This is a genomic window from Streptomyces sp. NPDC059866, from assembly GCF_042731325.1.
GTDB classification, from domain to species: domain Bacteria; phylum Actinomycetota; class Actinomycetes; order Streptomycetales; family Streptomycetaceae; genus Streptomyces; species Streptomyces flavusporus.
On sequence record NZ_JBHWJT010000009.1, the window covers coordinates 1 to 12,935 of the forward strand.

9 protein-coding genes, 1 tRNA gene and 3 pseudogenes are annotated in these 12,935 nt (G+C 66.1%); 11 read left to right on the top strand and 2 right to left on the bottom strand.

Translation table 11 applies throughout. From position 1 onward, the window contains the following. Window positions 1–335: 335 nt before the first annotated feature. The 4 genes and pseudogenes from ACFV7R_RS15555 to ACFV7R_RS15570 form a co-directional block, all read left to right on the top strand. Window positions 336–2,183: pseudogene (locus tag ACFV7R_RS15555) on the top strand (HAMP domain-containing protein); the annotation flags it as partial. A gap of 158 nt (window positions 2,184–2,341) precedes the next feature. Then, window positions 2,342–3,610, top strand: coding sequence for a poly-gamma-glutamate synthase PgsB (gene pgsB, locus ACFV7R_RS15560; RefSeq protein ID WP_385263805.1), 1,269 nt, complete (start codon window positions 2,342–2,344; stop codon window positions 3,608–3,610). Continuing rightward, a complete protein-coding gene (locus ACFV7R_RS15565; RefSeq protein WP_385263806.1) occupies window positions 3,607–4,089 on the top strand; it encodes a poly-gamma-glutamate biosynthesis protein PgsC/CapC in 483 nt (160 codons plus the stop codon). Before pgsB ends, ACFV7R_RS15565 begins: the two co-directional genes overlap by 4 nt. 57 nt (window positions 4,090–4,146) lie before the next feature. Continuing rightward, complete coding sequence (locus ACFV7R_RS15570; RefSeq protein WP_385263808.1) at window positions 4,147–5,262, top strand: NlpC/P60 family protein; 1,116 nt, start codon at window positions 4,147–4,149, stop codon at window positions 5,260–5,262. A gap of 492 nt (window positions 5,263–5,754) precedes the next feature. Here the strand turns inward: ACFV7R_RS15570 and ACFV7R_RS15575 are convergent. After that, window positions 5,755–5,835: pseudogene (locus tag ACFV7R_RS15575) on the bottom strand (DNA-binding response regulator); the annotation flags it as partial. A 1-nt stretch (window position 5,836) separates the two neighbouring features. Between ACFV7R_RS15575 and ACFV7R_RS15580 the strand changes: the two are divergent. Next, window positions 5,837–6,289, top strand: a pseudogene (locus ACFV7R_RS15580) (LuxR C-terminal-related transcriptional regulator); the annotation flags it as partial. After that, window positions 6,289–7,425: a sensor histidine kinase gene (locus ACFV7R_RS15585; protein WP_385264115.1), complete on the top strand. Its 1,137-nt coding sequence runs from the start codon at window positions 6,289–6,291 to the stop codon at window positions 7,423–7,425. The pseudogene ACFV7R_RS15580 and the gene ACFV7R_RS15585, both read left to right, overlap by 1 nt. Before the next feature lie 483 nt (window positions 7,426–7,908). On the opposite strand, the gene ACFV7R_RS15590 is transcribed toward ACFV7R_RS15585, so the two are convergent. Continuing rightward, window positions 7,909–7,982 (bottom strand) — tRNA-Gly (locus ACFV7R_RS15590). Window positions 7,983–8,489: 507 nt separating this feature from the next. Here ACFV7R_RS15590 and dcd point away from each other — a divergent pair. From dcd to ACFV7R_RS15615, 5 genes are all read left to right on the top strand, one after another. Beyond that, on the top strand, window positions 8,490–9,065 hold the full coding sequence (gene dcd / locus ACFV7R_RS15595; protein WP_129799045.1) for a dCTP deaminase: 576 nt from the start codon (window positions 8,490–8,492) through the stop codon (window positions 9,063–9,065). A gap of 7 nt (window positions 9,066–9,072) precedes the next feature. Further along, window positions 9,073–9,588 carry a phosphoribosyltransferase gene (locus ACFV7R_RS15600; protein WP_385263809.1) on the top strand — a complete coding sequence of 172 codons (516 nt, stop codon included), beginning with the start codon at window positions 9,073–9,075 and terminating at the stop codon, window positions 9,586–9,588. A 199-nt stretch (window positions 9,589–9,787) separates the two neighbouring features. Continuing rightward, complete coding sequence (locus ACFV7R_RS15605) at window positions 9,788–10,471, top strand: hypothetical protein (protein ID WP_385263811.1); 684 nt, start codon at window positions 9,788–9,790, stop codon at window positions 10,469–10,471. Window positions 10,472–10,498: 27 nt separating this feature from the next. Then, complete coding sequence (locus ACFV7R_RS15610; protein WP_385263812.1) at window positions 10,499–11,584, top strand: helix-turn-helix domain-containing protein; 1,086 nt, start codon at window positions 10,499–10,501, stop codon at window positions 11,582–11,584. 176 nt (window positions 11,585–11,760) lie between these two features. Beyond that, window positions 11,761–12,621 (top strand): hypothetical protein, encoded by an 861-nt coding sequence (locus ACFV7R_RS15615; protein WP_385263814.1) that lies wholly within the window; start codon window positions 11,761–11,763, stop codon window positions 12,619–12,621. Window positions 12,622–12,935 lie beyond the last annotated feature (314 nt).

A 12,935-nucleotide genomic window follows, 5' to 3' on the forward strand; every position in this document is an offset into this window, starting at 1 on the left:
GACGCCAACGTCAGCCGCACGTCGTCCGCGGCTACTTCGGCGGCCCACACGTCCGCTACATCCTCGAATAGAACCCTTTGAGTTTCGGATCAATAGGAGGTGTCCGGCCGCCACTGGCGGCCCTGCCGGTTCTGTTGGCGCTCGTCGCGGGCCTGACGGTGTTCGCCGTCGGGAGCGATGCCGAACGCGGCGTTCCCGAGGCCGTCCTCAGCTCCCAGCAGCACATCGCCGAGGACGGGGCGGTCGCGCTGCAGGGCGCCGTCGACCAGAGCGTCACCGATCTGCGGACAGCGGCCGCGGACTTCGCGGGCTCCAAGTCCGCACCGGCGGACGGAATGCTGGCCCGCCTCAACCAGACCTACCCCAAGTGGCGCGGTACCGCCGTCGTCGACCAGTCCACCGGTCGGCTGCTCGCCGCGCAGGGCGAGGCCCTACCGCTCGGGAAGGTGAACCTTCGGGGACTGCCGGCGAACCCGCCACCGAGACTGGTGCGGGACGACTCGGGCGTCACCCGGCTGCTGGCCTTTGCGACGCTGTCGCAAGGCGGCAGGCAGGAGTTGCTCGTCGCCTCCCAGAGCGTGAAGCTGCCGGGCATCTCCGTCGGCAAGCAGCACACGCTCAACGTCGTGGACCGTGACGGAGCCACCCTCACCTCGGCCGGGCCGGGAGCCGGCACCGAGCAGGCCAAGTCGCTGGCCGGCACCGCCGCCCGCCAGGCGCAGAGCAGGGGACCGTCGGACACCGCCGCCGGCGGCTTCGACGGTCCGAGCGGCAGCCTCGTCCGGGCAGCGGACGGCAACACCCGTACCGCCGTCGGGTACGCCGCAGTGGCCCGGGGGCTTGCCTCGAAGGAGAGTCCGAGCAGCGGACTCGGACTGACGGTCGTCACGACGGTGCAGACCGAGCGCAATGGGACCGGTGACCTGCGTCTCGCCCTCCTCGCCGCGGCCGTGCTCCTGGCCCTCGCGGCCGGAGTCACCGCCGCCCTCCACCTGGTGGTGCAGCGCCCTGTGCTGCGGTTGCGCCGCGACGCGCAGCGGCTCGGCTCGGGTGACCTCACGGCTCCCGTCCACGTGTCCCGCTTCGGAGAACCCGCCCGCATCGGCGCCGCACTGGAGGCGCTACGCCTTCAACTCCGCGGCAGGGGCGGGCCGTCGCAGGAGACGGTCGCGCAGCCACCGGCCAAGGGGCGTGTTCCGCGTGGGACCGGCAAGGGCCGGCGCCGGCTCGGACTGCGCACCGTCCTTGTGGTGTGCGCGTTCGCTCTGCTGGCCTGGCCCGCGTCGATGCTGCTGACGCTCGGCAGCACCTTGCCGCACCCGGCTGCGGTCGTACCCCGGCTGATCTCCGACGACCAGCGGCAACGCACCGAGACGACGGCGGATCGCGTGCGCAGGGGGATCAACGACGGATACGCGGACCTCACCCATCTGGCCACCATGATCGACGCTTCCCGGTCGGAGGAGGCGCGCAAGGCCCTCGACAGGTCCCTGGAGCAGCACGGCCGGTACCGGTCCCTGTACGTCGTCGACGGCGCCGGCAAGATCCTCGCCCGCGCCGGGGACGAACCCCGTACCCCGACGAAGGTCCGCATCAGGCCCGGGGTCAGGCAGACGAACACCTCCGGCACGGAGCCGGTGCTCGCCGCCGTGGCCGCTCAGCCGGTCAAGGGTGGGACGGCGACATCCGGACGCCACTATGTCGTGGGCGAGTTCAAGGTCCAGTACCTGACCGGCATCCTCAACCGGCCCGGTCTCGGCTCGGTGTGGCTGGTGGACTCCGAGCATCGGGTCATCGCGTCCAACAAGGGGTTCGTGGCCTTCGGGCGGGTCTCCGACAGCCGGCTGCGGGCCCAGATGAAGGACGATCGCACGACCAAGGGCTCCGCCGAGCTGCTGCTCGGCTGGAGGGATCCGGCGGTGGCCGCCGTGGCGCCGTGCAACAACAAGCTGGGCGTCGCGGGCGCACTCGGCTGGAAGGTCGCCTCGATCAGGTCGGTGTTCTGGATCGGCCTGCCTGAGTACGAGGCACAGCGGCGGATCATGCTCGTCGGTCTGCTGGGGGTGACCACGGGCGCCCTCTGCATCGGCTGGCTGTACCTCGTCGTCGTACGTCCGTTGCGTGAAGTCGCCCAGGGCGCCGAGGCGTTGGCAGCCGGGGACCGCCGAACGGTGCTCTACCCGCGCTACCACGACGAGGTGGGATCCATCGCCCGCAGCCTCGAACTGATCAGACAGCGACTGCCCTGCACCGACGCACCGCCCGCGCCCGGTTCCCCGGACGGGGCGCCCTCCCCCTCCCCTTCCCCTTCCCCTTCCCCGGCCCCAGGAGCTGACCCGCCATGCTCTTCCTGTACTGCGTCCTCGCGGCGTGCTGCGCCGGCCTGCTCGTCGCGGGTGTCGTCGAACAGCGCCGCCATGACGCGAATCTGGCCGTCATACCCACCCGAGTGCTGGTCAACGGCATTCGCGGCAAGTCCTCCATCACCCGGCTGTGCGCGGGCGCGCTGCGCGGCAGCGGCCTGGTGACCGTTGCCAAGACCACGGGCACCGCGGCCCGGTTCATCCACCCCGATGCCACCGAGGAGCCGGTCTACCGCAAGTTCGGCATCGCCAACGTCGTGGAGCAGATCGGCATCGTCCGGCGGGCCGCCGGCTACCGGCCCGATGTCCTGGTCATGGAGTGCATGGCCGTCATGCCCGCACTCCAGGAGATCAACCAGTCCAAGCTGATCCGCTCCACCATCGGCGTGCTCTGCAACGTCCGCGAGGACCATCTCGCCGAGATGGGCCCGACGCTGGACGACGTGGCCCGTTCCCTGTGCCGCTCGATGCCGGAGGACGGCATCTGTGTCACTGCCGAGAAGGAGCGCTTCCACATCCTCCAGGAGGAGGCCGACGCCCGGAACTGCAAGCTGGTCTACGCCGACCCGGAAACGGTCACCGACGAGGAACTGCGCGGCTTCAGCTGGTTCACCTTCAAGGAGAACGTCGCCATCGCCATCGCGGTCGCCGAACTGCTCGGCGTCGACCGCGCGACCGCGCTGAAGGGCATGTACGAGGCGCCGCCGGACCCGGGTGTGCTGTCCGTCGAGCGGTACCGCACCCCTGACGGAAAGCAACTGCGCTTCGCGAACGTCTTCGCCGCCAACGACCCCGAGTCGACGCTGATGAACATCAAGCAGCTGCTCGAGCTGGGCGCGATCCACCGTCCGTTGCACGTCGTCATCAACTGCCGTCCCGACCGTGTGGAGCGCAACGGGCAGATGGGCGCGCTCATCCCCCAGCTCGACCCGGAGACGGTGTTCCTCATCGGCCACCCCACCAAGTCGGCCGCCGACGCCATACCCACGCACTGGACCGGGAACGTCGTCGATCTCGGCGGTGACCGCCGCGACCCCGACCAGCTCACCACGGAGCTGCTGGCTCACCTGGGGCCGGACGCCTCGGTCGTCGCCATCGGCAACATCCACGGCCAGGGCGAACTCTTCCTGGAGCGGCTCGCGGCACTGCCGCCCGACTACCCCGCCGCCGCCGACCCCGCCGATCCGAGCGACGCCCTCACATCGCCCGGCGCCCACCACAACTCCTCCCACGGAGCATCCCGTTGATCCCCGCAGTAGTCACGCCGCAGATCGCCGCCATCGGCATCGCACTCGGTCTGGTGTTCTCCCTCCTGTGCTACCTGACCACTAACCTCTCACCGGGCGGCATGATCACCCCCGGCTGGCTCGCCCTCACCCTCGTCGACGATCTGCGGCGCGCCGCCATGGTCGCGGCCGTGGCAGGCCTGACCTACCTGCTGATCAAGCTGCTGCAGCGCTTCGTCATCCTCTACGGCAAGCGGCTGTTCGCCGCCGTCGTGCTCACCGGTGTCCTGCTCCAGGCCGGGCTCTCCCTGTTGCTCCAACAGCAGTTCCCGCTGCTGTTCGCCCATCAGGCCCTCGGGTTCATCGTCCCCCGTCTCATCGCCTACCAGCTCGAGAGGCAGCCCAAGACAGCGACGGTCCTCTCCACCGGCGCGGTCACCTTCGCCACCTACGTGATCTTGGTGTCCGGGCTGCTGCTGGGCGCCCTGCCCACGAAATGAGCCGCCCCCGCACCGACCTGCGGCGCCATCTCCCTTTCCCCCCATCGGAGTTGACCAGTGAAACGCCTCCTGTCCAGAATCCGTAGGTTCTCCCTGACCAGGAACACGGTCCTGTTCCTGGTGACAGCCGTCCTGCTCGCGGCGAGCTGCGAGCTGTCCCTGCAGCTCAAGCACCGTACCGACAAAACGGATGCCTCACCGGCAACACAGACATCAAAGGCATCACAGGCATCGCAAGCATCACTGGGTGACCGAATCCGGGTCAGGAGCGGCCCGCTGCACTTCGAGCGGATCGACAACCCCGCCCGCACGGTGGCACGCGACCCGCGCGGCACCGTCGTCGCCACGTTCACCGACGGCGCCCGCACGGCCGTACTGACCGGGCCCAGCAGGACCTTCGCGGAGCCGCGTACGACGGATGCCAAGGTCGTCACCAAGAGCTGGGTGCGGTTGTTGCCCAAGCCCTGGGCCCGTGGCGCGGAGCGGAGCGGCTGGTTCAGGACCTGGCTCACGTCCCGGCTCGGCAGCCGCGACCCCGACATCCTCGCCACGGCCTTCGACTACGTCGCCGGTGCCCCGGTCCGGACGACGGCAGCGGGAGTCAAATACAGCGGTGCCGCCCGCTACACACCCGACACCGCCAGCGGCTCCGGGCGTGCTGCGCAAGGGAAGCCGAAGCTGCGCACGGGCTCGGACTTCTACGACTACCTGGGCATCCCCTGGACCTTCCCCGACACGGTCACCCGCCGCCCCGAGAAGGACCGCGCGCGCTCCGTCGACAGCTCCGGCTATGTCCGGCTGGTGTACGGATACCGCTCGGGGTTCCCGCTGAACAGCAGGGACAACGCGGCGGGCAGCGGGCTGCAGCGGACCCCCGACGCGATCGCCCACGGGCGGCTCGGCGTACCCGTCATTCCCCTCACCGACCGCCGCCCCGCCGTCATCCAACAGCTCCAGCCCGGCGACCTGGCCTTCTTTCGAACACGGGAGCTGCCCGGCAAACGGCTCGGCCACATCGGCATCTACCTCGGCCTGGACACCGCCGACCACCCGCGCTTCATCTCCAGCCGGAAGAACGCGGGCGGCCCCACCATGGGTGACAAGGGCGGCACCTCACGGCTCGACGGCGACGGCTACTACGCCCAGGGGCTGCGAGGGGCCCGGCGCCTCTGACAGCGGTAAGGGCCGGTGCCGTCTGCCGGGCCTCGTCCGTTGTAGCGACCCCTGTGCTCACGCCGGTCGACGCCCTTGTGTAGGTCCCGGTGGTGCGGCCGCCGGCCTGTTCCGAGTTCTGAAGCGGATTCAAATGATCTCTGTCCTGATTGTGATCACCGCGGTGGTGGCTGGCCGGGTGGTCGCTGGTCGCCGGCCGGCTGGAGCAACGGCATGTGCGGGCTCCTCTGGTACTGGTGCTCGCAGGCGTGGTCACGGGCGTGTTCACCCACAGCCATATCGCTGTCACCCTGAACTCCGAGGTCGCTCAGCATGTGGCCGAGGTCATCCTGGCCGTCCTGCTGTTCGTCGACGCCACCGAGCTGCCGGGCGGGCGACTGTTCGGCAACGACCCCGGCTCCGCCGCGCGGGCACTGCTCGTGACCCTGCCACTGAGCCTGATCACGATGGTGCTGCTGGGAACGCTGCTGCTGCCCGGGCTTCCGGTGGCGCTGCTGCTGCTCGCGGCTCGGGCAGCGTCCGGACCTCCCTGAGGACGGTCAGGCCGTCCACATCCGGCATGCGGATGTCGACGGTGGCCATGCTGACCACCTTCGACACTGACGAGTGCATCCTGACCGCGCTGCGTTCGGGAGCCGCGGGCTTCCTGCTCAAGGACACCGAGCCCGAACAACTCGCCCACCTCGTACGCACCCTGGCCGCCGGTGGCGTGGTGATGTCCCCGAAAGCCTCGCGGGCTCTGCTGCGCGGCCATCCTGGGGCGGACGCGCCCCAGGTCGCGGAGGACGTGGCGCGCGTGAACCTGCTCACCGACCGCGAACGTGACGTCCTCGTCCTGATCGCGGAAGGACTGTCCAACGCCGACATCGGCACCTGCATCCATCTGAGCGCGGGCACTGTCAAGGACCACGTCAGCTCGATCCTGACCAAGCTCCGGGTCTCCAGCCGCGTCCAGGCGGCGCTCCTCGCGGAGCGGGCCGGACTGCTCGGCGACGACGGCGCCAACAGGGCAGGGGGCAACGGATGATGAGCACGGCTCAGGAACGGTGGCGGCGGGTGCCGCCCTGGGCCGTCGACGCGGGCCTCGTCGTGCTGGCCGCCCTCGACGCCTGGATCAACCTCTACGACGAGGCGACACCGTTCATATGGGCCTGCGCCGCCCTCGGCTGCGCCGGACTGCTCCTGCGCAGGCGCTTTCCACTGACCGTCTTCCTGTTGACCCTGCCCATGACCCTGTTCATGGACGTGGCGGTCGCGCCGATCGCCGCCCTGTACACGCTGGCCACGCGCACCCGCAACCGCCCTCTGCTGGCCGGCTGCGCCCTGCTGAACGCGGCGGCGAGCACCCTCGCCTGGCCCCTGTCCGACACGTTTTCCGGCGACACATTTCCCGGCGACCGCACCTGGACGCTCATCCAGTTCGTCTACACGCTGGCCACGGCCTTCGCCCCGATCCTGTTCGGCCAGCTCGTGCAGGCCAGACACGACGTGGCCCGCCAGCTCGTCGAGGTCGAAGTGGCCCGCGAACACGAACGCGCCCTGTACGCCCAGACCGTCCTCGCCCGCGAACGCGCCCAACTGGCCCGCGAGATGCACGACGTCGTCTCCCACCAGGTCAGCCTCATCGCCGTACAGGCCGGAGCCCTGCAGGTCGCCGCCAAGGATCCCGGCGCCCGCGACGCTGCCTGCACCATCCGCACCCTGAGCGTGAACACCCTCGACGAACTCCGCCACATGGTCACCCTGCTGCGCGCCTCCAGCGGCAAGGAAACCGAACTCACCCCCCAGCCCACCCTCGCCGACCTCCAGCAGCTGATCGCCAACAGCGGCATGGAGACCACCCTGACGGGCGGGCTCCCGCCCGGCATCAGCACCACCGCCCAACGCACCATTTACCGCACGGTCCAAGAAGCCCTCACGAACGTACGCAAGCACGCTCCCGGCGCCCGCGCCGAGGTGCGCCTGTGGCACGACGCGCAGCACTTCGGCGTCACCGTCACCAACACCGCCCCCACCCGCCCGTCCGTCGCCCTGCCCAGCGCCCGGCACGGCCTGATCGGCCTGAGAGAACGCGCCGAACTGCTCAACGGCACCCTCACCGCCGAACCCTCCCCACAGGGCGAATACAAGATCGAACTACGGGCCCCCACCCGGCCCGCCTGAGCACAGCCCGCCCGACACGGATCGGCGCTACTTCGCGGAACGCGACCTGGCCCCGTACCTCTCGGCCAAGGTGCTGACGTTGGTTCCCTTCCACAGGGCCTCTACCCGATCTCGTGGAGGCACCGGACAGGGCCTACCGGCCACCTCGCCGACCGGATCGGCCGCAAACCTCTCATCGCCACCGGCATGCTCGTTCAGTCGGCCGGTTTTCATCCTGCGAGGCGCGGCCTCGTTGATCCGCGTCGCGCGCGACGCACGGTCCAGCTTCTCGTCCGCCAGTACTACGGCCGCAGCCCTTAGGGGGGCCTGTCACTATGCCCGCCCGGCACACCGGCAACACCCTCGCCGCCGACACCGGCGCCAAGCTCAGGACCTCATGGCCCGCGCCGGCCAGTCCTCGGAGCGGGGGCACGAATCTGGCACGCGACCGCTGATCACCACGGACAGCAAAAAGGCCCGGGTCTCTGACCTGGGCCTTCCTCATGGAGCGGGTGACGAGAATCGAACTCGCGCTCTCAGCTTGGGAAGCTGATGTTCTACCATTAAACTACACCCGCGTAAGACGACGACCACGTCGGCGTCGGAATGCTCGCCCACTGTACCTCATCGCTGGCCCCCGGTGCTCAAGCCGTGGGGCCGGTGGCTTGTTCCGGGGGAGGGATGTGGCTGCGGGGGAACGGAGTTGGGGCGTACGGTGGAGGGGCGGGAGAGGGGTTGGGCGGGTCCGGAGTGCCGCCTGGAGGGGCATCCCTTTCGTCCCGTAATGTGGCCTTCCTCGTCAGGGCATCAAGCCAGACGCGGCTCTTTGGGGAAGGGACTTCAGGACTTGATGGAGCGCACCGTCGTCCGTTGTGCCGATGGGCACGTGTTCACCACCGCTTCGCTCCCGATGCAGCAGGCCGAACGCCTCGGCCCGAGGCGGCTCGTCCGCTGTCCGCGATGTGCGCGGTTGCGCAGCGTCGTGCCGGTGAGCTTCGAGAAGCAGTAGCGGTATCCGATCAGCAGTGGGCGCGCGGAGTCGTCACGATTGTCGTGGCTCCGCGCGCCTTGCGTATCCTCGGGACGTGCTTCTCTCAGACAAGGACATCCGGGCCGAGATCGACGCCGGGCGGGTGCGGATCGATCCCTATGACGAATCCATGGTGCAGCCGTCGAGCGTCGATGTGCGGCTGGACCGGTACTTCCGGGTGTTCGAGAATCACCGGTACCCCCACATCGACCCCTCCGTCGAGCAGGCCGATCTGACGCGGCTCGTGGAGCCGGAGGGGGACGAGCCGTTCATTCTCCATCCCGGGGAGTTCGTGCTCGCCTCGACGTTCGAGGTGATCACGCTGCCTGATGATCTTGCCTCCCGGTTGGAGGGGAAGAGCTCGCTCGGGCGGCTCGGGCTCGTGACGCACTCCACCGCCGGTTTCATCGATCCGGGGTTCTCCGGGCATGTGACGCTGGAGCTGTCCAATCTCGCGACGCTGCCCATCAAGCTGTGGCCGGGCATGAAGATCGGACAGCTGTGCCTGTTCCGGCTCAGCTCGCCGGCCGAGTTCCCGTACGGGAGTGAGCGGTACGGGTCGCGGTACCAGGGGCAGCGGGGACCCACTGCCTCGCGGTCCTTCGTCAATTTCCATCGGACGCAGGTGTGAGCCCGGCATGAGCGACGTGGACGTACGAGAGAACCTCAGCTACGAGCAGTTCGGGGTTGCCGTGCGCGAGCTTGCGCAGGCCATCGCCGATGACGGGTACGAGCCCGACGTGGTGCTGTCGATCGCGCGGGGTGGTGTGTTCGTCGCCGGCGGGCTCGCCTACGCCCTCGACTGCAAGAACATTCATCTCGTGAACGTCGAGTTCTACACGGGGGTGGGGACCACGCTCGAGATGCCCGTCATGCTCGCGCCCGTTCCCAACGTCGTCGACTTCTCCGACAAGAAGGTCCTCATCGCCGACGATGTCGCCGACACCGGCAAGACGCTCAAGCTGGTGCGGGACTTCTGTCTCGACGCGGTCGCCGAGGTGCGGTCCGCCGTCATCTATGAGAAGTCCCACTCGCTGGTGCAGTGCGAGTACGTGTGGAAGCGGACCGACGAGTGGATCAACTTCCCGTGGAGTGTCTTGCCTGTAGTACATAAGTCGGGCGAGCCGATCACGCCGTCGAAGGAAGCGCTCTGACCTGCACGCCTTCTTCACACGCTTCCTGTAATCATGAGATGGGCCTCGGCGTTGAGTCGGGGCCCATGCGCATGCCTGGAGGGGGACTCAGGGCCACTGCCGCCGTTGAGTTACTTGACGGTAGCCCAGTTCCGAACTAAAGTTCGAATGCGCCCGGTTCCAAAATTTCGCCCTCCCATGAGGTAGGATTTTTGGAACGATGATCGGGGAGGACTCTATGGAAGCCGTGTGCCACGTCGGAGACGATGCAGTCCAGCGACTGCACTCCCTCGGGCTCGTACCCAACGACATCTACACGCCGTTGGGGAAGGCATCGGCTGAGGCCCGGCTCGCTACGGAGCTGGACTCGCCTGGCATGGCCGGCTACACGTTTTGGTCGCGCTGCAACCGGTTCTTCCGGGAGCAGATGCAGGAGAAGGCTGGCTGGGGGTACAGCAACTCTCAGCAGATCCTTCGGTGTCTCCACCCGTCTGAAGATTTCGCCATCACGGCCGTCAGTGCTTCTGGTCCTGTCGGTGATGAGAACGCTTCATGGTCGGGTGCGATACGCACCAAGAACCCTAAAGGGCCCGCTGTTGCCCGCCTCGTTCAGAGGAATGAGGAGCAGCTTGCGCTGTTCTCTGTCCCTGGCCTTCGGGCTGAGGCCCCTGACGTGAGCGAGCTGCCGACGTGGTTCCTCCTCTACAAGTCGACGAAAGAAGGACTTTCCTTCGAACTTTCCATGCCTGTCCAAATGCATGGAAAGTACGTGGATACCTGGCGCGAGCGCATCATCCTCCCGGATAATCCCTTCCGAGGCCCGGAATTCGACATCAAGCGGCTGGACGAGGTCGTCGAAGATGTTGCTGTTGAGGTCCCGGTGGAGTTCAAGGGAGCAATTTAACTCGAACTACCTATGGAGATGGTCGTCATGTTGACCTCCTCGCGGCTAATTCTTGCGCGAAAGCGAAGGCGGATGACGCTGTCTCGGTTGGCGCAAGAGTCTGGCGTTTCAGTGCGAAGCTTGACGGCCTTTGAGAATGGCCATAAGGAGCCTTCATCTGAAACGCTGGATCTCTTGGCTAGCGCTCTGGATCTCCCTATTTCGTTCTTCTCGGCACCGGAGGTTGAGGAGATCGAGGTGGATGCCTTGTCGTTCCGTGCTCTGTCGAAGATGAGTGCGTTGGACAGGGATGCGGCGCGGAGTGCTGGCAGGCTCGCCATTGAGATAAATCAATGGTTGGAAGACCGGTTCAGCTTGCCTGAGCCTGATGTGCCAACCCTTCCTCACCTTAGTCCCGAGGATGCTGCGGAGCGTGTTCGTGCCCTCTGGGGGCTGGGTGAGGCTCCCATCCCAAACATGATTCATCTCCTTGAGTCTCATGGTGTGCGAGTCTTCTCGCTAGCCGCGGATTGTGTTGCTGTTGATGCCTTCTCGTTGCGGTGGAAAGAAAAGACCCCGTTCGTCTTTCTTAATCTTGAGAAGAGCGGTGAGCGAGGGCGCTTTGATGCTGCTCACGAGCTTGGTCACCTTGTTCTTCATGCTGCACACCGGATTCCTCATGGGCAAGAGGCGGAGCAGGAAGCTCAACAATTTGCCTCGGCTTTTCTGATGCCTCGGGCGGGTATTTATGCGCAGATGCTTCATGGCGCGGATGCCAAGAGGATTTTGAGTGCGAAAAGGAAGTGGAAGGTCGCCGCGGTCGCTCTAGCCTATAGGCTAAAAGATCTCGACCTAGTCACTGATTGGGGATATCGAACCGCCGTTAAGTTGCTTTCTCAGATGGGGTATCGGAGGGGCGAGCCTGATGGTATCGTGCGCGAAACATCGCAGCTTCTAAGCAAGGTTTTCTCTGCGTTGAGGGCCGGCGGATTCTCGTCGTCGAAGATGGCTGAAGACCTGGACATCACGGTTGATGAGCTAAATAAGCATGTCTTTGGGCTCGTGCCACTTGTTATTGAGGGGGATAGCGAGCCAGGGAAAGGCCATTCGCGCCCGAATCTGCGACTTGTGTAACCGCCTCAACCCGCCACTTTTCGCCTAGCTTTAGCTATCCGTCTGTCGGTGGGGCCTGTGGGTGGGGGTTGCGGTGCGTCCCTTTTGCGTATCTTGGCTAATCCCTTTGAGGCTTACCTAGTCGTGCACTAAGGTGCGAGTTGAAAAGCCGCGTGGCGGTCTTATGGGGAGGATGAGTGGGCGAGCTTTTGTATCCGGAGTACCGCAGTTACTCCGAAACGAGGGTTATCGTGAACAATGCCATGATGGCGTTGTTGGCAGGTTCGCGGCTCGCGGGGCATACTCTGCAGCTCACGACGGGTTCCCAGCGAACCCTTGGCGAACTTTTTCCCGCTGTGGAGCACATAAAGCGATTCAATCTGCGCAGCGATGCAGCTCGATCTCTCCTTCATGACGCAGATCATCATCTGGCCTCGGTAGCGCTGCCCTACGCTTTGGCCACGCACGAAGACTTCGTGATGTCGAGCATTGATCTATTGCGAAGCCAAGGCTTCCCAATACGAAGGGCCGGAAAGCCAATCAAGGCATGGAATATGCACGAGGTTTTGTTCAACTCGTCAGGCTACGCCGTCCCGGGTGACTTGCTCGAAAGTTTTCACCTCCTACGCGAGATGAGGAACTGCACTATCCACGCTGGTGGCAAGGTGCAACCGGAGCTATCGACACGCATCGCCGCGATGGGGGCAGCCTCCACGATGGAATGGCAACGCCTTAACGGACAATCCCCAAGCAGCGTTGTTCAATCTGGTCAGGTGACACTGATCGCCGAGCACATCTTCACGGCATTCGCCATCACGAAAAACCTGGGGCGAGAAATTAATGCCGCCTTGACTTCGGCGATACCCAGCTCGTCGTGGGCTCGCGCTGCGGTAGAGGACTACCAAGGCGTAACGTCGAAAATAAGAAACTCGTCAGGTTGGCGCCGCAGCCTGGTCGGGTATGCACAAAAGTACTACGAGCCTGCAAAATTGACGGAAGCGGACCTCGAACAAGCAGCGAGAGGGTTGGGGTACTGGACCCTAGCCACTTGGAGATAAAATAGGGGCTCTTCCTATTGAGCTACATCCGACAAAGTCGGAGCCGGGACTCGAACCCGGGTCTCCACTATTCTGCGGAAGTCCTGGTCATGAACCATCGGGAGCAGAACTCCAGATTTCCTGCGCGGGATCTTACCACGGCGGGAGCTGAGGGCGAGGCGGCGGTCACCTGACGTTCTGCCCTAACCCACCAACCCTTAGCTCCCATCCCGTCCGCCGTCGACCCACACACCGTGGAGCGGGCGTGGTCCCTGGCGTCCAGGTGGAGCGCGCCACTGTACGAACGACCTGGACGCCAGGGACCACGTCTGCTC